At 42.0% G+C, this 23,488-nt stretch carries 20 protein-coding genes; 18 read left to right on the top strand and 2 right to left on the bottom strand.

Annotated features, from left to right (window positions below; all coding sequences use genetic code 11):
• Positions 1–188: 188 nt before the first annotated feature.
• From thrA to FMM05_RS01835, 18 genes are all read left to right on the top strand, one after another.
• Positions 189–2,639, top strand: coding sequence for a bifunctional aspartate kinase/homoserine dehydrogenase I (gene thrA / locus FMM05_RS01750; RefSeq protein WP_143371614.1), 2,451 nt, complete (start codon positions 189–191; stop codon positions 2,637–2,639).
• An 88-nt stretch (positions 2,640–2,727) separates the two neighbouring features.
• Entirely contained in the window at positions 2,728–3,648 is a 921-nt protein-coding gene (locus FMM05_RS01755; RefSeq protein WP_143371615.1) for a homoserine kinase, read from the top strand.
• A gap of 75 nt (positions 3,649–3,723) precedes the next feature.
• On the top strand, positions 3,724–3,975 hold the full coding sequence (locus FMM05_RS01760) for a DUF6364 family protein (protein ID WP_143371616.1): 252 nt from the start codon (positions 3,724–3,726) through the stop codon (positions 3,973–3,975).
• A complete protein-coding gene (locus FMM05_RS01765; RefSeq protein WP_143371617.1) occupies positions 3,975–4,394 on the top strand; it encodes a PIN domain-containing protein in 420 nt (139 codons plus the stop codon). The genes FMM05_RS01760 and FMM05_RS01765 overlap by 1 nt, the downstream gene beginning before the upstream one ends.
• Positions 4,394–5,692, top strand: coding sequence for a threonine synthase (gene thrC / locus FMM05_RS01770; protein WP_143371618.1), 1,299 nt, complete (start codon positions 4,394–4,396; stop codon positions 5,690–5,692). The genes FMM05_RS01765 and thrC overlap by 1 nt, the downstream gene beginning before the upstream one ends.
• Positions 5,693–5,762: 70 nt before the next feature.
• A complete protein-coding gene (locus FMM05_RS01775) occupies positions 5,763–6,122 on the top strand; it encodes a hypothetical protein (protein ID WP_143371619.1) in 360 nt (119 codons plus the stop codon).
• Positions 6,123–6,267: 145 nt separating this feature from the next.
• Positions 6,268–6,540 (top strand): ArsR/SmtB family transcription factor, encoded by a 273-nt coding sequence (locus FMM05_RS01780; RefSeq protein ID WP_143371620.1) that lies wholly within the window; start codon positions 6,268–6,270, stop codon positions 6,538–6,540.
• A 161-nt stretch (positions 6,541–6,701) separates the two neighbouring features.
• On the top strand, positions 6,702–7,454 hold the full coding sequence (locus tag FMM05_RS01785) for an SDR family NAD(P)-dependent oxidoreductase (RefSeq protein WP_143371621.1): 753 nt from the start codon (positions 6,702–6,704) through the stop codon (positions 7,452–7,454).
• 143 nt (positions 7,455–7,597) lie between these two features.
• Complete coding sequence (locus FMM05_RS01790; RefSeq protein WP_143371831.1) at positions 7,598–9,820, top strand: RelA/SpoT family protein; 2,223 nt, start codon at positions 7,598–7,600, stop codon at positions 9,818–9,820.
• Positions 9,821–9,981: 161 nt separating this feature from the next.
• Positions 9,982–10,440 carry a Fur family transcriptional regulator gene (locus FMM05_RS01795; RefSeq protein ID WP_143371622.1) on the top strand — a complete coding sequence of 153 codons (459 nt, stop codon included), beginning with the start codon at positions 9,982–9,984 and terminating at the stop codon, positions 10,438–10,440.
• Between the two features lie 109 nt (positions 10,441–10,549).
• Positions 10,550–11,821 (top strand): adenylosuccinate synthase, encoded by a 1,272-nt coding sequence (locus FMM05_RS01800; protein WP_143371623.1) that lies wholly within the window; start codon positions 10,550–10,552, stop codon positions 11,819–11,821.
• A gap of 366 nt (positions 11,822–12,187) precedes the next feature.
• Positions 12,188–12,622, top strand: coding sequence for an IS200/IS605 family transposase (gene tnpA, locus FMM05_RS01805; protein WP_143371624.1), 435 nt, complete (start codon positions 12,188–12,190; stop codon positions 12,620–12,622).
• Between the two features lie 468 nt (positions 12,623–13,090).
• The gene (locus FMM05_RS01810) at positions 13,091–14,791 is read left to right on the top strand and encodes an OstA-like protein (protein WP_143371625.1); all 1,701 of its coding nucleotides are present in this window, start codon (positions 13,091–13,093) and stop codon (positions 14,789–14,791) included.
• A gap of 259 nt (positions 14,792–15,050) precedes the next feature.
• Positions 15,051–16,247: an aspartate aminotransferase family protein gene (locus FMM05_RS01815; RefSeq protein ID WP_143371626.1), complete on the top strand. Its 1,197-nt coding sequence runs from the start codon at positions 15,051–15,053 to the stop codon at positions 16,245–16,247.
• A gap of 184 nt (positions 16,248–16,431) precedes the next feature.
• Positions 16,432–17,829, top strand: a complete 1,398-nt coding sequence (locus tag FMM05_RS01820; protein WP_143371627.1) for a tetratricopeptide repeat protein — start codon at positions 16,432–16,434, stop codon at positions 17,827–17,829.
• 142 nt (positions 17,830–17,971) lie between these two features.
• Positions 17,972–18,412 carry an energy transducer TonB gene (locus tag FMM05_RS01825; RefSeq protein ID WP_143371628.1) on the top strand — a complete coding sequence of 147 codons (441 nt, stop codon included), beginning with the start codon at positions 17,972–17,974 and terminating at the stop codon, positions 18,410–18,412.
• Positions 18,412–19,155 carry a shikimate dehydrogenase family protein gene (locus FMM05_RS01830; RefSeq protein WP_143371629.1) on the top strand — a complete coding sequence of 248 codons (744 nt, stop codon included), beginning with the start codon at positions 18,412–18,414 and terminating at the stop codon, positions 19,153–19,155. The genes FMM05_RS01825 and FMM05_RS01830 overlap by 1 nt, the downstream gene beginning before the upstream one ends.
• A gap of 144 nt (positions 19,156–19,299) precedes the next feature.
• On the top strand, positions 19,300–21,492 hold the full coding sequence (locus FMM05_RS01835; RefSeq protein ID WP_143371630.1) for a DUF349 domain-containing protein: 2,193 nt from the start codon (positions 19,300–19,302) through the stop codon (positions 21,490–21,492).
• A 233-nt stretch (positions 21,493–21,725) separates the two neighbouring features.
• On the opposite strand, the gene FMM05_RS01840 is transcribed toward FMM05_RS01835, so the two are convergent.
• Both FMM05_RS01840 and FMM05_RS01845 read right to left on the bottom strand, forming a co-directional pair.
• Positions 21,726–22,415, bottom strand: coding sequence for an HAD family hydrolase (locus FMM05_RS01840; protein ID WP_143371631.1), 690 nt, complete (start codon positions 22,413–22,415; stop codon positions 21,726–21,728).
• Positions 22,416–22,426: 11 nt separating this feature from the next.
• Entirely contained in the window at positions 22,427–23,425 is a 999-nt protein-coding gene (locus FMM05_RS01845) for a phosphotransferase (protein WP_143371632.1), read from the bottom strand.
• Between the last annotated feature and the right edge of the window lie 63 nt (positions 23,426–23,488).

Consider the following 23,488-nt stretch of genomic DNA (forward strand, 5'->3'; position numbering starts at 1 on the left):
CAGCAACAAATATTTAACTATACCTGCCCCTGCATCCTGCGGAGTTGCTGCTATTACCATTATTACAACCACTACAACCCCATTGGGGTTATAATCATTACATATAGCCGATTAAGGGTTATTTTCTTAACAGAAAATAGCATAAACATCCGTGTCAAAAATCTATCTTTACCATAAACCAACCGTGTATGAACATCATTAAATTTGGCGGAACATCTGTAGCTAATGCCCAAAATATAGCCCGTTGTATAACCATAATCAAACAAAAAAAACAGGAAGCGCCTGTAGTCGTGGTAGTTTCGGCCCTTGGCGGGGTTACCGATCTGCTACTTGCAGCAGCCATTAACGCCTCCGAAAAAAATGAAGATTACAAGCCTGTACTACAACAACTGGAAGAACGCCATCTGGAGGTTATTAAAACGCTTTTGCCGGCCACAGAACAAAGTTCGGTACTTAGCCATGCCAAGCGCGAATTAAACCGCCTGGAGACACTTTTAGACGGTTGCTACCTGTTAGGGGAATTATCTGAACGTACTAAAGACCTGATACTTTCTTTTGGCGAAGTACTATCATCCTACATCATATCTGAAGTGTTAAAAGGCCATGGCGAAGATGCCGTATTAGCCGACAGCCGCGAGCTGATTAAAACCAACAGCCGTTTTGGTAAGGCCGTGGTTAATTTTGAACTGACCAATAGCCTGATTGCAGGTTATTTTGCCGAAAATAAAAACGATATTACCGTGCTGCCGGGCTTTATAGCTCAATCGGGCGACGGTTATACCACTACGCTGGGGCGTGGCGGAAGCGATTATACCGCTGCTATTATTGCCGCTGCACTTAATGTACCGTCGTTAGAGATATGGACCGATGTTAACGGTATTTATACCGCCAACCCCAAACTGGTTAAACAGGCCGAGCCGATACCCTACATAACTTTTGAAGAGGCTATGGAGCTTTCACACTTTGGTGCCAAAGTGCTATACCCCCCTACTATTCAGCCTATCCTGACCAAGGATATAACCCTGCATATAAAAAACACTTTTGAGCCCGAAGCCCACGGCAGCACCATTAGCAAAGTGCCCGAGGTTAAGAGCCAGAACCCTATTCGCGGCATCAGTAACGTAGATGATATTACGCTTATTACGCTGGAAGGCCCCGGTATGGTGGGTGTTGCCGGATTTTCGAAACGCCTGTTTGAGGTTATTAGTAAAGAGAATATCAACGTTATATTCATTACACAAGCATCGTCTGAACACAGTATTTGCTTAGGAATTGTGGATGCAGAGGCTAAAAAAGCCAAAGCCGCCATTGATGCCGAATTTGATTTCGAAATCAGGCAACTTAAAATATACCCTGCCATTATAGAAAATGGTTTGTCTATTATTGCCGTGGTGGGCGAAAATATGAAGAACCATCAGGGTTTAAGCGGACGCATGTTCAGCACGCTGGGTAAGAATAATATCAACATTCGCGCTATTGCACAGGGCGCATCAGAGCGTAATATATCTGCCGTTATTGATAGCAGAGACGTTAAAAAAGCCCTGAATACTCTGCACGAAACCTTTTTTGAAGATGCTACCGTGCAGCTTAACCTGTTTGTTATGGGCGTGGGCAACGTGGGCGAAAAATTTTTAGACCAAATTAAGTCGCAGTACGCCTACCTTAAAGATAATCTGAGGATTAACGTTCGTATAGCCGGCCTTTCCAACTCCCGTAAAATGTATTTTGAAGAAGAAGGTATCGACCTCAACAACTACAAAACCGCACTGGAAACCGGCGAACCTACCACTACCGATGGCTTTATTGCCGCGATTAAGCAGCTTAACCTGCGCAACAGTATTTTTGTAGACAACACGGCCAGCAATGTGGTTGCTGCTACCTACGCCCAGTATTTAAAGAACAGTATTGCCGTGGTTACCTGCAACAAGGTGGCCTGCTCATCTGAATATGAAAATTACAAACTGCTTAAAAACCTAAGTCGCCAGTACAATGCCCCGTTCTTGTTCGAGACCAATGTGGGTGCCGGCCTTCCGATTATCGACACGCTTAAAAACCTGATAGCCAGTGGCGACAGGGTGCATAAAATCCAGGCAGTGCTTAGTGGCAGCCTTAATTTTATCTTTAATAATTTTAACGAGAGCACTACTTTTTATGACGTAGTGAAACAGGCGCAGACCGAGGGCTATACCGAACCCGACCCGAAAATAGACCTTAGCGGTATCGACGTGAAGCGTAAACTGGTAATTCTTATCCGCGAAAGCGGTTACGAAATGGAAATTGACGATATAGAGAACCGTTCATTCCTGCCGCAGCAAAGCCTTGACACTGCCAGTGTCGACGATTTTTTCGACTCGCTTACCACACACGCTGCCCATTTTAACGAGTTGTATGCAAAGGCATCAGCCGAGGGTAGCCGCCTTAAATTTGTGGCCTCGTTCGAGAATGGCAAAGCCAATGTTGGCCTGCAGTTTATCCCTAAAGACCACCCGTTCTATAATTTAGAGGGTAAAGACAATATTGTACTTTTTTATACCGATCGATATGTAGATCAGCCCCTGCTTATTAAAGGTGCGGGTGCCGGTGCGGCAGTAACGGCATCGGGTATTTTTGCCGACATAATCAGGATAGGGAACAAGTAATTTTTTAAAAGACACGAATTTCACGAATTCACACGAATTTAATTTGTGAAAATTCGTGAAATTCGTGTCAAAAACAGATCATTTAGTAATGAACGAGATACAATTATTTTGCCCTGCTACTATAGCCAATGTTTCCTGCGGGTTTGATGTGCTTGGGCTGTGCCTTGAAAGTGTGGGTGATGAAATGACCATTACTAAGACCGACAGGATAGGCATCCGCATTACCGATATTATTGGCGCCAACCTGCCCATGGAAGTCGAGAAGAATGTGGCCGGTGTGGCAGCGCTTTCGCTACTGCACCACCTGCTGCCCAATTGCGGTTTTGATATTAAGATAACCAAGAACATAAAAGCAGGCAGCGGTATAGGCAGCAGTGCCGCCAGTGCTGCGGGTGCGGTGTACGGCATTAATAAATTACTGGGCAGCCCGCTGACTGATAAAGAACTCATCTATTTCGCTATGCAGGGCGAAGCTTTAGCCAGCGGGAGCCCGCATGCCGATAACGTATCCCCTGCCCTTTTGGGCGGATTTACGCTGGTGCGCAGTTACGACCCGTTAGATGTTATTGCCATAACCGCCCCGCCGGAATTGTATGTTACGGTTATACATCCGCAAATAGAGTTAAAGACAAAAGATGCCCGGTCAGTACTCAAAGAAAATATCAGCCTTAAAAAAGCCACCATACAATGCGGTAATTTGGGTGGGTTGATTAGCGGACTCTACACTCAGGATTACGACCTGATAGGCCGCTGCCTACACGACGAGCTGGTAGAACCCGTTAGGTCTATCCTTATTCCAAAATTTGCCGAACTTAAAGGAGCCGCCATACACGCAGGCGCTTTGGGTGGCGGCATATCCGGGTCGGGGCCATCGGTATTTGCACTATCCCGCGGCGAGGCGACAGCCCGTAAAGCCGCCGAAGCCTTTGCATCCGTAATGCAACAAACCAGTGTACCTTTTGAGGTGCATATATCGCCAATAAATCCTATAGGAATTAAGATTTTATAAATTTTTACACGTGTAAATTACAAAAATTTAATACGTGTAATTTTAATTTGTATCTTTGTTATAAATCATATTATCATGAATACAAAGCTGACATTAACAATAGAAGAAGACGTTATTAAAAGAGCCAAAGATTTTGCCAAACAGCAAAACAGGAGCCTTTCGGACATTATTGAAAATTATCTAAAATCGATTACCAAAAATAAGGTTGAAGATAAGGATGAAGAGCTTCCACCTATTGTAAAATCTTTAAAGGGGGCATTTAAAAATGTAGGGGACATTGATTATAAAGAGGAACGTATGAAACGGCTTGAAAAAAAATACCTGTAATGGAGCATGTACTTATTGATAGCGATGTTATTTTAGACATATTGCTTGATCGCAAACCATTTTCAAAAATTTCAACAGAAATCCTTACTTTATGTGCAAACAACAAAGTAAAAGGCTATATCACTCCTGTTATTATTGCAAACATTTATTATATTTTAAGAAAGACCTACAGCAAAAATGAGGTAAAGCATGGCTTAAATAATTTATTAGAAATTATAGAGGTAGTAGAAATTAATAAAAAGAATATAATTGAAGCGCTCAACTCTGATTTTGCGGACTTTGAAGATGCTTTGCAAAATTTCTCCGCTGTGGCAAATGGCAAAATAACAGCTATTATTACACGCAATGTAAAAGATTACCAAAAAAGCAGCCTTGCCATATTTACCCCCGAAATGTACTTAAAATCTCATATCAATTAATGAAATACTACAGCTTAAACAACCCCAACATAAAAGTAAGTTTTAAAGAGGCCGCTATAACCGGTATAGCACAGGATAAAGGCCTGTACTTTCCTGAAAGCATTCCGCAACTGGATACCGACTTTATAGCTAACATAGAAAACTACAGCGATAACGAGATTGCCTACCGCGCCATTGCCCCTTTTATAGGCGATGAAATTCCGGAAGAGAAGCTAAGGCAGATAGTGGAAGAAACACTGTCGTTCCCCTTCCCGTTAGTAGTAGTGGAAAAAGATATATTCGCGTTAGAACTGTTTCATGGCCCTACTATGGCCTTTAAAGATGTAGGTGCCCGCTTTATGTCGCGTTGCCTTAATTATTTTACTAAAGACGATGCCGATAAAAAAATAACCATACTGGTAGCCACATCGGGCGATACAGGTGGCGCCGTAGCCAGTGGCTTTTTAGGTGTAGAGGGTATAGATGTGGTTATACTTTACCCAAGCGGCAAAGTAAGCGATGTGCAGGAAAAACAACTGACAACACTTGGGCAGAACATTACCGCCCTCGAAGTGCAGGGCAGCTTTGACGATTGCCAGGACATGGTTAAAAAAGCCTTTTTAGATGATGCACTTAAGGATGTGAGATTAACATCGGCCAACTCTATAAATATAGCGCGCTGGCTGCCGCAGATGTTTTATTACTTTTTTGCATACAAAGCACTTAAAGCAAAGGGCAAGCCACTGGCTGTTGCCGTACCCAGCGGAAACTTCGGCAATATTTGCGCAGGTATGATGGCTCATAAAATTGGCCTTCCGATAGGTCACTTTATAGCGGCTACAAATGCTAACGATACCGTACCGCGCTATATGGATACGCAGCAATACACACCACAGCAAACTATAGAAACGCTCTCTAACGCTATGGATGTAAGCAACCCAAGCAACTTCGTACGCATATTGGAGCTTTTCCGTAACGAGTTTGGTGCATTGAATAGCGGGCTCAGCACCTATAGTTTTACGGATGAACAAACCATTGCCACGCTAAAAAAATTGTATAATGAAAACGGTTACCTGGCCGACCCGCATGGTGCCGTCGGGTATTTGGGACTTAAAAAATACCTTTCTGAAAATCCGGACTTTACCGGCGTATTCTTAGAAACCGCCCACCCGGTTAAGTTTGCTGATAGCATTACCAGCAACCTGAATATTGAGATTACCATTCCCGAACAGATTATAACGGTTATGAATGGCGAAAAGAAAACTATCGCGGTAGATAGTTATGAGGGGTTAAAAGAATTTCTAAGTAATAGGCAGTAAGACATAATTATTTGGATTTCAGCAAATAATTCAAAAAAATATTTATTTTAGCTTCTTAAAAAAAAGTTAAATGGAAAACACTTTACCCCAACCTATCGATTCTAATCGCGCTCATGCACTGGCAGCACAAATGCTGGTAACACAAAACAAAAACGCTTACGAGGTAAAACAATCTTTAATGGCAGAGGGCCTTGACGAAGCAAGTGCAGAGAATGTTGTTTACAATATTGAGGCACAAATTGAAAATGTAAAATCGTCTAAAGCAAAAAAAGATATGCTTTGGGGTGGTTTATGGATGTTTGGGGGCATAATTGTAACCGCAGTAACAATGTCGGCAGCTTCGGGCGGCGGCAGGTATGTGGTAGCCTGGGGTGCCATAGTATTTGGTGGCATACAATTTTTTAGGGGAATAATGAATTCCATAAAATAACATATTATAATGGATTACGATAATGCCCTCCTCTAATCAGGAGGGTTTTTAATTACTGCTATCAGCATTTCTGTTCGACACACAAAAGTTAACGCGTTAGGTTGCTTAAAATTAAATTGATAAATTTGCATTTTTCAATACAATTATGACACCTAAAGAAATTGAGCGCATATCTAAAGCCCTGGGCGATCCTAACCGCCTTAAAATATTAGAGGAAATTAAAAAAAATTGCTCCCTGCAATGTTCTAACATTACGGGTATGCTTAATTTGGCGCAACCTTCTATATCGCATCACGTAAAACAACTTGTAGATGCCGGGCTTATAATTCCGTGTAAAGATGGCCGCAACATGAGTTACACTATTGATAAAGAACATTTTGCAAAATACCTGCAACATTTAGGCCTTTACGTAATATAAAAAAACATAGATAAATTTAAATATATCAATATATTTAGTACATTTGTCAGGTAATATTTCGGTAAATTAAATTATTTAGTGGCGGGCAGTAGCGCTATTTTTTTAAATTTATGTATCGATATATTTAAATATATCTATTAATAAAATAATCTGTAACAAAAATGAGTTCAGGAATAACAGGCAAAGTAGCCATAGTAACCGGCGCATCTAAAGGAATTGGTGCCGGTATAGCAAAAAGTTTAGCCGCTGCAGGTGCAGCCGTAGCGGTAAATTATGCCAGCAGCCGCGAGGGTGCCGATAAAGTTGTGGCACAAATAACATCAGATGGTGGGCGTGCTATAGCGGTACAGGGATCTGTTAGTAATGCGGATGAAGTAAAGCGTATTTTTAACGAAACCAAAGAAGCCTTTGGCAAAGTAGACATCGTGGTAAACAACGCCGGTGTTTATAAATTTGACGCTGTAGAAGACATTACGTTAGAAGAGTTTAACAACCAGTTCAGCATCAACGTATACGGCCCTATATTAACCACACAGGAGGCTTTAAAACATTTCCCTGAAAGTGGCGGTAACATTATTAACATCAGCTCTGTAGTAAGTGTTAGCCCCGGCCCTAACAGCGCCATATACTCCTCTACAAAAGGTGCGTTAGATACCCTTACAAGAGAACTGGCCATAGAGCTTGCCCCAAGAAATATACGTGTAAACGTAGTTGCCCCCGGCCTTACAGAAACCGAAGGTGTAGAAACTGCCGGTATTAAAGGCACTGATTTCGAGAAAAGTATCATTGCAAATACCCCACTGGCACGCGCGGGCCAGCCCGATGATATTGCCCGTGTGGTAACCTTCCTTGCATCAGATGATTCTGCTTGGCTCACAGGCGAACGCATTAGCGCTTCGGGTGGGCTACATTAATAGTTAATGATAAAATGATTTCAAAAGGGTTCGGAAATTTTTCCGGACCCTTTTTGTTTTCTGTAAAAACCATCGCGCTGGCATTGCAAAACACTTGCATTTCATAAAAACTTTACGTACTTTTAAAGCACATGAAAGATGATATGGTTGAAATTGATATAGAACAGGAAAACAAGGCAATTGCCAAAGAATATAAGGAATTACTGCGCATTAGCTACCAAACACTGTCAGAAGACGATAAGAAACTGATACGTAAGGCATTTGATGTGGCGGTAGATGCCCATAAAGACCAGCGGAGGAAATCGGGCGAAGCCTACATCTTCCACCCTATTGCTGTGGCTAAGATCGTAGCCTCAGAAATTGGGCTTGGTGCAACCTCTATCGCGTCGGCATTATTGCACGATGTAGTTGAGGATACCGATATTACGGTAGAAGACATCAAAAAGATGTTTAACCCCAAGATCGCACAAATTGTAGAGGGGCTTACCAAAATTGCACAGGTTAAGACCGACCAGGAAATATCGATGCAGGCGGAAAACTTCCGTAAAATGCTCCTTACGCTTAACGATGATGTTAGGGTTATCCTGATAAAACTGGCCGACCGACTGCACAACATGCAGACAATGGAAAGCATGGCCGAATACAAACAGGCCAAAATAGCATCGGAAACCTTATACATCTACGCCCCCCTGGCCCACCGCCTTGGGCTGTATAACATTAAAAACCAACTGGAAGACCTTGGCCTTAAGTATACCGAACCTGCCGTGTATAACGACATTTTAGGTAAAATGAAGGAAACCAAGGAAGAACAGGATGCCTACATAAAAGCCATATCTGATGTGCTTAAAACCTCATTAGACACCGAGGGTATTGAGTACACCATTAAAGGCAGGCCAAAATCAATCTACTCCATCCGCCGTAAAATGATGGCGCAGGGTGTGAGTTTTGATGAGGTGTATGATAAGTTTGCACTCCGTATTATCTACAAGTCCAATTCGCACGACGAGAAATTCCTCGCCTGGAAGATATACAGCATCGTAACCGACCATTACCGCCCAAGCCCAAGCAGGCTGCGCGACTGGATATCATCGCCTAAATCTACCGGGTATGAGGCGCTTCACATAACCGTTATGGGCCCCAAAGGTCGCTGGGTAGAGATACAGGTGCGCAGCGAACGTATGGACGAGGTGGCCGAAAAAGGCTACGCCGCCCACTACAAATACAAACAGGGTGCCAATACCGAGGAGCACGGGCTGGAAACCTGGCTTAACCTGCTTAAAGAGGCGCTGGAAAACTCGGCATCTAATGCCGTAGATTTCGTGGAGGACTTTAAGCTGAACCTTTATGCTAAAGAAATTTATGTATTTACCCCAAAGGGCGAGATAAAATCGCTGCCTAAGGGTGCCACATCGCTGGATTTTGCGTTCAGCATCCACTCCGAGATAGGCATCCGTACAAGGGGTACGCGTGTTAACGGCAAGTTAGTGCCCCTAAACCATGTGCTTAACAGTGGCGACCAGATAGAGGTTATAACATCTCAAAACCAAAAGCCCAACTCGCACTGGCTGGATTATGTTACCACGGCCCGTGCCAAAAACAAGATTAAAAACGTATTAAACGAAAATACCAAGCTTATTGCCGAAGACGGTAAAGAACTGCTTACGCGCAAGCTCCGCCACCTTAAAATTACCTTTAACGAGGCTACGGTAAACGAACTGGTAAGCTACTTTAAGCTAAAAACCAGTCTGGACCTGTTTTACCGCGTGGGCGTGGGCACTATAGACAACCAGCAGCTTAAAGATTATGCCGCGCTTAAGAGCAATACCTTTATGAACTTTTTTAAAGGTAAAATTAAGCGTACGCCAAACCTGCCGCAGGAACAGGTTCAGAAAGAAGAACTTAGCCGTAATTACGACCTGCTTGTGTTTGGAAAGAACGAAGATAAGCTGGATTATAAACTGGCCAACTGCTGTAACCCCATACCGGGCGATGATGTTTTTGGCTTCGTGACTATTAATGAGGGCATTAAGGTACACAAACGCGACTGCCCTAATGCTATCCGCCTGCAAAGCAACTACGCTTACCGCATCATCCAGGCTAAGTGGATAGACTCCAGCCAGGAAGAATTTAAAGCAACCCTTAAAATCACGGGTATGGACTCGCTTGGGCTTACTAATGAGCTTACCAAGGTAATATCGGGTAATATGCATGTAAACATCCAGAGCATATCGCTTAGCGGTAACGCCGGTATCTTTAACGGGCAGCTAACGGTGGTGGTTCAAAACAATACCATCCTTAAAAAGCTTATAGAGAACATTAAAAAGATAGACGGTATAGATAAGGTAACGAGGATTTATAATAATTAAGGTTTGCCACGAATTAAACGAATTCCTGAATCAAATAGGTTTGTGAAAATTCGTGTAATTCGTGGCTAAATTTTAATAGTTAGCCTGCGCTGCACATTTAACCAACTAATCTTCCACATCAAAAAAATTAGCTTATCTTTGCACATTGATTCATAAAAACCATGGAAAATAATAAAAACCAGGATATTGTAAAAAATGTCTTCACAAAATTCCTGGAAGACAAAGGCCACAGGAAAACGCCTGAGCGCTACGCCATATTACAGGAAATTTATAACAGCCAGGAGCATTTTGATATTGAATCGCTTTATATTAAAATGAAAAACAAAAACTACCGTGTAAGCCGCGCAACGCTGTACAACACGATAGAGTTATTGTTAGAGTGCGGCCTGGTTAGGCGCCACCAGTTTGGTCAAAACCAAAGCCATTACGAGAAATCGTATTTTGATAAGCAGCACGACCATATTATTATGACCGATACCGGAGAGGTTATTGAGTTTTGCGACCCAAGGATACAATCTATCAAAAAAACCATAGAAGAGATTTTTGGTATTGAAATTCATAACCATTCTTTATACCTTTACGGCAATAAAAAACAGCCCGCCGCCGAGACCGGGAGTTAAATCTCTAAAGCTTGTGCAATGGCTAAGCAAACCAACCCTGCATAAGGATTGGTTTTTGTTTTTAAAAGATTATAACATTTACGCAACATATAAACAAACTTAAAAAGGAATGACCGTAGATTTACTGCTCGGATTACAGTGGGGCGACGAAGGCAAAGGAAAAATTGTTGATGTACTCACTTCCGGATATGATATTATTGCCCGTTTTCAGGGCGGGCCCAATGCCGGCCACACTCTGGAGTTTGATGGCATAAAACACGTATTAAGAACCATACCATCGGGTATTTTCCACAAAAATTCGGTTAACATCATCGGTAACGGTGTAGTTATGGATCCTGTAGTTTTTCAAAAAGAGCTGGAAGGCCTTGAAAAATTTAATATCGACATTAAATCGCGCCTGCTTATTTCGCGCAAAGCACACCTTATCCTGCCTACCCACCGCCTTTTAGATGCTGCTTCTGAGGCTTCAAAAGGTAAAGCAAAAATAGGATCAACCCTTAAAGGTATCGGACCAACGTATATGGATAAAACCGGCAGGAACGGTATCCGTATTGGCGATATCGAGCTTGATAACTTTAAAGACCACTACCGTGCCCTGGCCGATAAGCACCAGGCCATGATAGATTTTTATAACGTAGACCTTGAGTACGATCTTGAAGAGCTTGAAACTGAATTTTTTGAAGCTATTGAGGTTCTTAAATCACTACAATTTATTGATAGCGAAGAGTACCTTAACAGAGCAATGAAAGATGGTAAAACCATTCTTGCCGAAGGTGCACAGGGTTCGCTTTTAGATATCGACTTTGGTACGTATCCATTCGTAACTTCATCTAACACTACTGCTGCAGGTGCATGTACCGGTTTAGGTATTGCCCCAAACAGGGTTAAAGATGTGTTTGGTATATTTAAGGCATACACTACCCGTGTGGGTAGCGGCCCGTTCCCTACTGAGTTGTTCGACGAAGATGGTGCTACTATGGCGCGCGTTGGTAACGAATTCGGTTCGGTTACCGGCAGGGCCCGCCGTTGCGGCTGGTTAGACCTGGTTGCCCTTAAATATGCAGTACAGGTTAACGGCGTTACACAATTGTATATGATGAAAGGCGATGTGCTTAGCGGTTTTGAAACCCTTAAAGTATGTACTGCCTACAAATATAAAGGAGAAGAAACTAACTATTTCCCATACAACATAGAGCCGGAAAATGTTACCCCTATTTATGTTGAGAAAAAAGGCTGGGCTGCAGATCTTACCGGTATGACTACCTATGATGAGCTTCCTGCTGAATTTAAAGATTACATTAAGTTTATTGAAGATGAACTCGAAGTGCCTATCAAAGTAGTTTCGGTAGGTCCCGACAGGACACAAACAATAATGAAATAATTTACTAAAGGCCGTTCGAAAGAATGGCCTTTTTTTATTGGATTTTCACAATATATTGCCTTTGGCTTCAGCAAGGGGTTATGAAGCATAGATGCAGCTGGCTTTAGCCGCATATCTTAATCTTATTATAGCATATCCATTTCAAACGGTATATGTTGCCCCTGGCTTTAGCCAGGGGTTAGGGCACAAGTACAGCTGGCTTTAGCCGAATATATTATCTGTTTTTATATTTGCTAAAGCCAAAAAGAGGAAACTATTATAAACCCCTGGCTTCAGCCAGGGGTAAGCAAGAGTCTCGCTGGCATTAGCAAAATATAATTTTCGCATTCTTTGAAAAAATATTAGTTTTAGAAAAATATTTTAAACATGCCTCACATACGCATCTACATACATTTAGTTTTCTCAACCAAAGAGCGTTATCCTTTTCTAAAAACTCCGGAACTTAGAGCTAAAGTTTGGAAACATATATTTGAAAATGCAAGGAGTAAAGGAATCTATATTGATTTTATTAACGGCTATGCTGAGCATTGCCATATATTACTTTCCTTAGGTACTGAACAACTTTTGAGCAAAACAGTACAATTAATAAAAGGAGAAAGCGCTTATTGGATAAATCAAAATAAATTGTGCTTACAAAAATTTGAATGGCAAAATGATTATTTCGCTGTGTCAATTTCAGATTCAAACATTGAAAAAGTAAGGAACTACATTGCTAATCAGGAAGAGCACCATAAAATAAAAACCTTTGCAGAAGAATATGATGAATTTATCAGTCGGTTTGAATTGATGGCTAAAGGATGATTTATATTTGGCTAAAGCCCAAAAAAGAGAAACTATTTTAACCCCTGGCTAAAGCCAGGGGCAACTCATCCAATCCAATACAATAAAATCCTCCGCTTTGCTAAACTTTACCCCGCGGCAAAAAGCGTGAGGCGAATAATCAAGACACTTTCATCATAGCATATTCATTTGAAACAGCATGTATTGCCACTGGCTTCAGCCAGGGGTTTATAAAGCACGAGAGTAACTGGCTTTAGCCAAATATAAAATATTTACATCCAATCAATCTATATTTAACACCTATCAAGTGCATATGTTGCCCCTGGCTTCAGCCAGGGGTTAATAAGCAAGAGTGTTGCTGGCTTTAGCCAAATATAATTCACATCACTAAACAACAATTTCCATTAATTTTATCCGTTTTAACCTTCATGCAAAGCGGGCCGGTTATTGTAATCTATTTTCCGTAAATTTGCCACAAAATTGTAAGCCTTGAAAAAACTTTTTTTCATCATTATATGCCTTGTACTTTATGCAGTACCCACTACTGCACAGCAAAACAAGCCAATTGTTATTGAGAATTCCGACTATACTAACCGCGACGAGACCGAAGTTCCCGGTGCTGCGGTACTTACCGGCAACGTAAAGCTGCTGCACGATGGTGTGCGCATTTTTGCCAATAAAGTCTACTACTTTGAGGCCGAGAACTATGCAAAACTCTTTGGCGATGTAAAAATGAACCAGGGCGACACCATTTTTATGGACAGCAAATACGCCGAATACAACGGCAATAAAAAGTTTGCTTTTGCCAGCGGTAATGTAAACATGCGATCTCCCGATACACGCCTTACCACGGATACTGTTTATTTTGACCGTAACATTCAGGAGGCGTATTATAACTCATACGGAACCATTGTAAACGATAAAAACACGCTTAAAAGCAAATCGGGCCGTTTTGTAATTCCGCAAAAAAAATACCAGTTCAGGACAGCCGTAACCCTTACCAATCCGGAGTATGTAATGGCAACCAACAACCTGGATTATTATACCAACTCAGGCCACTCCTACGTTTTTGGGCCTACAACCATAACCGGTAAGACCAGCTTTATTTATACCGAGAAAGGTTTTTACGATACCAAGAAAAACCTTGCTCATTTGCTTACCAACTCCTACATACGGTACGATACCCAGCTTATTAAAGGCGACAGCATTTATTACGACCGAAAGCGGGAGTTTTCATCGGCTACCAACAATGTAAGCGTTACAGATACGGTAAATAAATTTGATATACGTGGGCATTATGGCGAGGTGTTTAAACTTAAGGATTCGCTTTTCATCACCAAACACGCCGTGGCGGTTACCCTGGTAGAACAAGATTCGCTTTACACCCATGCCAAGCGTATGGTGGTAACGGGCAAGCCGGGCTTCAGGATCATGAGGGGTTATAACGATGCTCGTTTTTACAAAACCGATATGAGCGGTAAGTGCGACTCCATACATTCGGATGAAGCCAAAGGGTTAACCCAGCTTATAAAAAGGCCTGTGGTGTGGAACGGCGAAAGCCAGGTTACGGGAGATGTCATCCACATTATAAGCAATAGCAAGACCGAACAGATCGATTCGCTCAAGGTGCTCAACAATGCATTTATTATTCAGAAGGATACCTTGTTTTCACACCGTTACCCCGATAAGCCCGAACAGTTTAACCAGATAAAGGGGGTTAACCTCTACGGGAAATTTAAAGATAACAAGCTTAGCGAGGTAGACCTGATAAAGAACACAGAGAAAATTTACTATATGTATGGCGATGATAACGAACTTATTGGTATAGATAAGGGTGTAAGCAGCAAAATACATATGGAGCTGGAAAATAATGAGATCGTAGTGGTACAGTCGATGATAAAGCCCGAAAGTTCCAGCTATCCGGAAAGCGACCTGCCCGGTAATGTGCGAAAGCTGCGTAACTTTGTATGGCGGGGCGACGAAATGATAAAAACTAAAGATGATATTTTCCCGCAGGAAGAAAAAGACCTGCACGAAGCCATTTTAAAGAAAACCCGTGCCGATAAAAAAGTGGAAGACAAACCGATGGAAATAATGCAGGAAACCCTGGATTATGATAAAGACCACCCTAAACCAAAGCCCAAGCCGGAGGCTGGTGCGCCTGCTACCGCGGGCAAGAGTGGGCAATAGGCTTTTCACGTACTGTCATTGCGAGCGAAATGCAATGTAACGCGGCACCCGAGGGCTTTGCCCGAATTGACGCAGTAATCTCACTCGTTGCTCGAACTAACTAAGCAATCCAAATGATAGAATAGACATGTAACTTCACACTTTGAGTAATGAGATTGCCGCGGTCGTACCTCCCTCGCAATGACGGTCACGGGGATAGGGTAGAAAAATAGCATCCATAAATACAATACCAGCCTACAAGCTAAAAGAATACAATACCATGATCAACGATTTTTACAAGTACCAGGCACAAACATCGCCCTACCCGTTAGGGCTGGAAGTTTCGCATGCCGAGGGTTCTTATATATACGATACTAACAATAACGCCTACCTTGATTTTGTTGCGGGGGTATCGGCGGCAAGCCTTGGGCATAAAAACCAAAGGGTAAATCAGGCCATTATAGACCAGCTTAACAAATACAGCCACGTTATGGTGTATGGCGAATATGCCCAGCATCCTGCTACAGAATTTTGCCGCCTTTTGGCTGAAAACCTTCCTGCTCCGCTAAGTAAAACCTACCTTACCAACAGCGGCACAGAGGCTACTGAGGGCGCCCTTAAACTGGCGCGCCGTGTAACAGGAAGGAGTCAGCTTATTTCATGCCACCACGCCTACCACGGTAATACTATGGGCTCCATGAGCGTTATGGGGCACGAAGAGCGCAAACAGATATTTCGTCCACTTATACCCGATGTAGACTTTATTACCTTTAATAATGAGGAAGACCTTTTAAAAATAACCACTAAAACGGCAGGTATTATATTAGAGACCATACAGGGCGGTGCAGGTTTTATACAGCCGCATAACGATTTCCTTAAAAAAGTTCGGGCGCGTTGCACCGAGGTTGGTGCCGTAATGATACTGGACGAGATACAGCCGGGCTTTGGCCGTACAGGAAAATTATTCGGCTTCCAAAATTATGACGTAGTACCCGATGTTATTGTAATGGGTAAGGGCATGGGCGGCGGTATGCCCGTAGGCGCTTTTACGGCCTCGCCGGAAATGATGGACCTGCTGAGCCACAATCCTAAACTGGGGCACATAACCACCTTTGGCGGCCACCCGGTAATTGCAGCGGCTTGCCTGGCAACACTACAGGAAATACTGGAAACTGACATTATGGCGCAGGCACTGGAAAAAGAAAAATTGTTCCGCAGCCTGCTTGTGCATCCACTAATTAAAGATGTTCGGGGCGAAGGCTTAATGCTTGCCGCCATGACCGAAAGTGCCGATATAACTAACGAAGTGATACTTCGCTGCCATAAAAGAGGCCTCATTTTATTTTGGCTTTTGTTTGAGGGCCGCGCCATCAGGATAACCCCTCCCCTAACAATATCTAAAGATGAAATAATAAAAGGATGTGGCATTATTATTGAAGTTATGGATGAGGTTATGTCTCAAGTTGAAGCACAGTAATGTGAGTTATAAATTAGTTTCAAATCGAATTCATTCCCACTTTAGCAAAAGCATAATTACAATAACCCGGAACAATAAATAACATAAAAAATTGTTAATTAAATTGTTCAAAACATATAAGAATTAGTTCCTTTTTACCGAAACATTTCGTAACTTTAAGAAGGATAATTTTAAACAAAGGAGTATGAATCTGAGCCACGAAGAAGAAGATCGCAGTTTATCCCTGTCAAAGTTTGAATCGATGTTGAAAACCAACAAAGTATTCTTCTTTGACTCCGAGGAGTTTGAAGACATCATCCTTCATTACCTCGATACCGGAAAAATAAATTTGGCTAAGAAGGCCTTAAAATTAGGCCTGGAACAACATCCCAGGTCAACAGGCTTAAAATTAGTACAGGTAGAAATTTTAGTTTTTGATGATAAGCTTGATGTTGCAGAGCGCCTTTTAAACGAGCTTTACGCAATTGAGCCAACAAATGAAGAGATTTACATTCAAAAAGCAAATATTTACAGTAAGAGAGACCAGCATGACAAAGCTGTAGAACACTTAGAGATTGCCCTTAAATACACCGATGATTTTGCCGATGTGTATTCGCTTATAGGTATGGAGTACCTTTTTATGGATAACCTGGAGCTTGCTAAAGAAAACTTTATTAAGTGCCTGGAAGAAGATACCGAGGACCATTCTGCTTTATATAATGTTGTTTACTGCTTTGATTTCCTTGACCAGAACCTGGAAGCCATAGACTTTTTAAACAGCTTTATAGACAAGAACCCGTATAGCGAAATAGCCTGGCACCAACTGGGCAGGCAATACCACGCCATTAAAGATTATGAAGGCGCACTGCGTGCTTTTGATTATGCCACGCTTATAGACGACAGTTTCCTTGGGGCATTTTTAGAGAAGGCAAAAACATTAGAAAAGCTTAAACGCTGGGAAGATGCCATTGCCTGCTACAATACTACTATGGAGCTGGACGACCCCACATCATTCGCATTATTGCGTGTGGGCAAATGTTACGAGCGCCTTGGCAATTTAGAAAAAGCGCTTAAGTTTTACCTAAAAACGGTGCACGAAGATCCGTTGTTAGATAAAGCCTGGATAGCCATCACCGACTTTTATATCCGTCGTAAAAACTACCAGAAAGCACTTTATTATGTAAATAAAGCCATCGGTATAGATAACGAGAACAAACTGTACTGGAAACGCTATGCTACCATTAACAATGCGCTTCATTTTCATGAAGAGGCAGAGGAAGGGTACCGTAAAGCCGTAGAGTTTGGCGATTACCAGGTAGATACATGGTTGTTTTGGGTAGATACACTTCAGTTTTTAGGAGAGTACGATACGGCCATTAACACCTTGTTACAGGCTTGCGAATATTATCCTGAAGAGTATGAGATTGAGTACCGCCTTGCCGGCCTCTACCTTATGCTGCAGGAAACCGATAAAGGGGTGTTTCACCTTAGCAACGGCTTAAGGCTTAATTACAAGCACCACACCTTGCTGCAGGATTTTTTCCCTAACGAATTTGCCGCGCCATTAGTGCAGGAAATTTTGGAAAAGTATAAAAAGAAATAATTTATAATAATACTTATTAAGTAGCACCGCGTAAAACCGGTGCTATTTTTTTATGAGAATTTTTGTACTTACACAAAAATAATTTTAAGACCTCACCATAAATTATTACCTTAGGCTTACCAATCTTACAAGCCTTACAACCATGAAAAAAGTACTTTTTATTGCGCTTAACCTTATTTTTGTACTTGCCGCAAATGCACAAAACAAGGAAACAAAAAATCCTTTGAAAGAAAAACCCGTAACCGAAGTCAAGTCAGGGCCACCCATATACAGTTCGGGCAAGCTAACCGATCAACCTGAATTTCCGGGAGGTATGGCAAAGTTTTTAAAATTTGTTGATGGTAAAATAAACAGGAAAAATATAGAGGTAGGCGCTAAAGGCAATTTAAAAACCTATATAAGTTTTGTTGTTGAAAGAGACGGTTCATTATCCGATATAAAATTACTTCGTGATGGCGGATTTGGTGTTGGTAAACAAGCACTTATTGCCATAAAACAGTCACCAAACTGGAAACCCGGCGAACTTAACGGCGAAAAAGTAAGGTCGTTATACAATGTACCCATCGTAGTAACAGTTAATTAATGAAACCAAAGATCTATGGCCTTGTGGGCCGCAATATAAGCTACTCGTTCTCGGCGGGTTATTTTACGGAAAAGTTTACCAAAGCAGGGCTCAAAAATTATACGTATACCAATTTTGATATTCCCACCATTAAGCAATTGCCCGATGTTATAAGGCACACTAATGGGCTTAAGGGACTAAATGTTACTATTCCGTATAAGGAAGAGGTGCTGCCCCTACTTGATTCGCTTTCTAAAAATGCAAAGCTTATTGGTGCGGTAAATACTATTGCGATTTCTAAAAAAGGCAAGACCAAGGGCTATAACACCGATCATTACGGTTTTAAGAAGGCGTTGAAACCCTTATTAAAGGAACACCATACCAAAGCCCTGATATTGGGTACAGGCGGCGCCAGTAAGGCTGTGGCATTTGCGCTCCGTAAATTAAAGATAGAATATGATTTTGTGTCCCGCACAGCAACCGAAGTTATTTATGCTTATGAAGACCTTAATACCGATGTTTTTAACGATTACCAGATCATTATAAATACCACGCCACTGGGTACGTTCCCAAACATGAATGAGTGTCCGCCCCTTGATTATACGCTATTTACTGAGCATCACATTGCATTCGACCTGGTGTATAACCCCGAAGAAACAATGTTTTTAAGGCTGGCTAAAGAAAATGGCGCTACCATAAAGAACGGCTACAAGATGCTGGTACACCAGGCTGAGAAGGCTTGGGAAATTTGGAATAAAAAATAATTATTAGATAACCTTTAATTAAAATCGCATTTTTCTGTTCAAAAAAATAAGAAAACTGATAGAAATTAATGTTTTTCTTTGAATTTTAAACTGCCTTTACTATCTTTCGGCAATAAAGCAGTTAAACCCTTAAGCATTTATACAATGTTAGAAGAAAAGAATGATAACCTGCATAACGCAGATGGAGACCACATAAACGATGCAGGCAGCAATTTTGAAAATGGCTATTTGCCTAACAATAAAGCTGTAGATAACAACGATGTTCCTGAAGATATTGATGATATTACCGGGATTCATGAAACGGAAGGGCAACTGCCTTTTGCTCCTGAAGAGGTGCTTAATGCCGGCCGTGAGGATGTAAAGCCTGCTGCCGAAGAAGTTACCGAGGCAGAGTCTCCTGTAAATGAAGCCCCTGTAGAAGTATCTGAAACAGAAGCCCAGGTTGTTGAAGAACCTGCCGCACCCGAAGTAGCTGAGCCGGAAACTGCCCCTGTTGCACAAGAAGCAGCTACAGAAGAAGAAATTCCTGCTGCCGAAACGGCTAATGAGGAAACTCCTGCCGAAGATACTGAGCACAGCGACAGCCATGAGCATGAAGAAGAAGTGCCAAGCTATGAGGCATTTAGCATGGAACAACTTACCGAGGAGCTTGAAAAGTTTGCTGTGGTAGAGAAAGTTATGTCGGTTAAAAACCATGTGGAAGAACTGCGTAGGGAATTTTACAATAAATACAATCACTTTATAGAGGAGAAAAAAGACGAGTACAGTAACGAACACAATGGCGATACTACCGAGTTTGAATACCATTTCCCCCTAAAAAATAAATTTGATGCGCTGTACAACCAGTACAGGGACAAGAAAAATTCGCACTTTAAAAAATTACAGACTGACCTTAAAGGCAACCTTGAAAAAAGGCTTGCCATTGTTGAGGAGCTTAAAAACCTCAGCGAAGGCGGCGAGAACATGAAGGATGCCCTTAAACAGGTTAACGAACTGCGCGAACGCTGGAAAAATGCCGGGCCTATTCCGCGTGATAAGTACAACCACGTTTGGAATAACTTCCACTTTCATATAGAGCGTTTTTACGACCACCTGCATTTAGACCGTGAGGCACGCGACCTTGACTTTAAGCATAACCTGGAGCAAAAGCAAAAGATCATTACCCGTGTTGAAGAACTGGTTAACGATACTGATGTTAACAAGGCTTTCCGGGAGTTGCAGGCGCTACATAAGATCTGGAAAGAAGAGATAGGCCCTGTATCGCGCGATCACCGCGAGGAGCTTTGGAACCGCTTTAGCGAGCTTACCAAACAACTGCACGATAAACGCGAAGAGCTGTTTGCTAAAAGCCGCGAGTTTGAGAACGAAAACCTTGAGAATAAAAGAGATATTATTGCCCGTATAAATGCTATTGCTGCCGAGAAAATAACGGCGCACAACGCATGGCAGGGACAAATTGACCGTGTAGAGAAACTTCGTGAGGAGTTCTTTAAAGCGGGCAAGGTGCCTATTGAGGTTAATGAGGATACCTGGGCATCATTTAAAGCCGCTGTACGCAATTTTAACTCATCTAAGAACTCCTTTTATAAAGACATTAAAAAAGACCAGCAAACTAACTTAAACCGTAAACTGGCGCTTGTAGAAAAGGCCAACGCACTTAAAGATAGCGAGGACTTTGAAGGTACTACAGTTGTAATGAAGCAAATTCAGGATGAGTGGAAAACCATTGGCCACGTGCCAAGGAAATACTCTGATAGTGTTTGGAAAGACTTTAAAGCTGCCTGTAACCATTATTTTGACAGGCTTCATGCTAACCGCAATGAGGCAAACAAAGAAGAGATAGAGGCGTTTGACAAGAAAAAAGAATACCTTGACAGCCTTAAGGATTTTGAACTTGTGGGCGACCATAAAACCGACCTTGATGCGATTAAAAAGCACATTGAGAATTGGAAATCGTTTGGGCGCGTACCGCAGGCAAGGAGGCATATTGAAGGTAAATTCAACAAAATACTGGATGCCCTTTTTGATAAGCTGAGCCTTAGCAAAAAGGAGACTGACATGGTTAAATTCAGCAACAGGCTTGAGCAAATGGCCGATGGCGATGATACCCGCAGGCTGGAGAACGAGCAATTGTTCATTATGCGTAAGATTGATGAGATACAGGGCGAGATCTTCCAGCTGGAAAACAACGTTCAGTTCTTTTCTAAATCTAAAGGTAAGGGCGAAAACCCTTTCTTAAAAGAAGTAAACAAGAACATAGAGCGTGCCCGCGAAGAGCTTAAAACCTGGAAGGATAAGCTTAAGCAAATTCGTAATATGAACAAACCACAGGAATAACAACAAAACCAGCTTTCGGGCTGGTTTTTTCTTTTATGGTATCTATTTTATATTCGGCTAAAGCCGAAAATATGTGCTTCCTGAAAACCCCTGTCTAAAGCCAAGGGCAATTTATCATGTGTTACCTAACCTCCTATGAATTTGTTGCCTCTGATTTTATACTTTGCCCTGACTTTAGTCAGAGGTTAAAATTGCAGTAAAAGTATTGGCTTCAGCCAAATATAAGTACAAAACTATCCTATCAGCAACGGCAATACATCTTTAATATTTTCCAGAATTGTAAACTTATCATGTACAATTTCATGGTCTATACGCTCGTACGCCCAGGTGGTGTGAAAAGGCACATGGCAGGCATAACCGCCAACCTCCAGTACCGGCAACACATCCGATTTTAAAGAATTACCAATCATCATAAATTCGCCGGCATTAATATCAAGGCGGCCCAAAAGCTTTTCGTAATTAAGCGCCCCCTTATCTGCCATAACTTCTATATGGTGAAAATAATGCCCTAACCCACTGTCATGCAGCTTTCGCTGCTGGTCTTTTAAGTCGCCTTTAGTAGCCACCACCAGTTTGTATTTGCCATGCAAGGCGGCGAGGGTTTCTTCTACCCCATCAATGAGTTCAATAGGTTTTTGCAGCAGTTCTTTGCCCAAATCTAAAATTCGCCCAATATGTTTAGAGGTTACCGTGCCGTTAGAAACCTCAATAGCGGTCTCGATCATACTCAGTATATACGATTTTATGCCGTAACCGTACAGCGGCAGGTTGGCAATCTGGGTTTTAAACACTTCTGCCGAAAGCCCCTGGTGCGAAAGGTAGTCTTCCATAAGGCCGCAAAATTTCTTTTCGGTCTCGTCAAAATACGGTTCGTTTATAAACAGGGTATCATCGGCATCAAAAGCTATAACTTTAATATCCATATATTAAGGCATTAGTAAGTTGTAATTTCGTTAAGCAGGTACATATCATAGTAGCGTTTAACCAGTACCTCTACAAAACGTTTCATGTAAGTTTCGTTAATAAATACATTGCTCCAGTTGTCAAACCTGTTGCTTTGCACGCCAAGGTAAAAAAAGTACAGTACCACTCCCAGGTGTGGCAGCAGGCGCCTTTCTTCAGTACTAATCTTTGTAACCGATTCATATCCTGACAAAAAGCTATCTACCTTGCCCCTGCAAATTGCCTCGTCGCGTTCCACACTGTGCAACTGAAGCACGTAATACGCAATATCCAGGCACAGCCAGCCATTACCGCAAAAATCAAAATCGTACAGGCTTATCCTGTGGTTTTTAGCGACCGATATGTTATCAAACCAAATATCCAAATGCACTACACCCTGCCTTATTGCAGCAGTATCGGCAGTTTGCAGGGTTTTTAAAAGATGTTCCTGAGCATTTTCCATAAAGTCCAGTTCCGGTGATGGTGTCAGGAACGTCTTTAATGCTTCAAACGAATCTTCCAGCAGTACTTTAGAGGTATACGTAATTCTGTCTAATTTTAGGTTATGGGTTACTTTATGCAGGTTACCCATAAGCGCGCCCACTTTATAATGCAGCTCTTCGGGGGAGTTGTGCAGCTTGTCTCCTTCTACAAACACAAACATAACGCCGTGGCGGTTACCCTCGGGTGCATTTAGCTCCTGAATGTAATTATCTACGGCATCTTTAACCGCATACGCAACCGGAATATAATGCTCATGCAGCAGGTTAAGCAGGCGTATTTCCTCATTAATTTCGGTAAGTGTGCGCCAACCCAGGCTGTACACCCTGAACACAAAACGTTCGGCTCCCGTGTTAACAAGGTAGGTGTGCGCAACACCCGCTTTAATCAGGCTAGTTTGGGTTTCCTGCGGCAGGTTGTACTTCTCAATAAGGAATTTATTGAGGTGCGTTTTAGATAAAATAGACGACGTTACCGGAAAATGACTCATACTTGGCAATTTTATGCAAAGCTAATGAAGTGTTTTTGAAACTATAATTTATCTTTGAGATAT

It is taken from the genome of Flavobacterium zepuense, from assembly GCF_007097145.1.
Classification (GTDB): Bacteria; Bacteroidota; Bacteroidia; order Flavobacteriales; family Flavobacteriaceae; genus Flavobacterium; species Flavobacterium zepuense.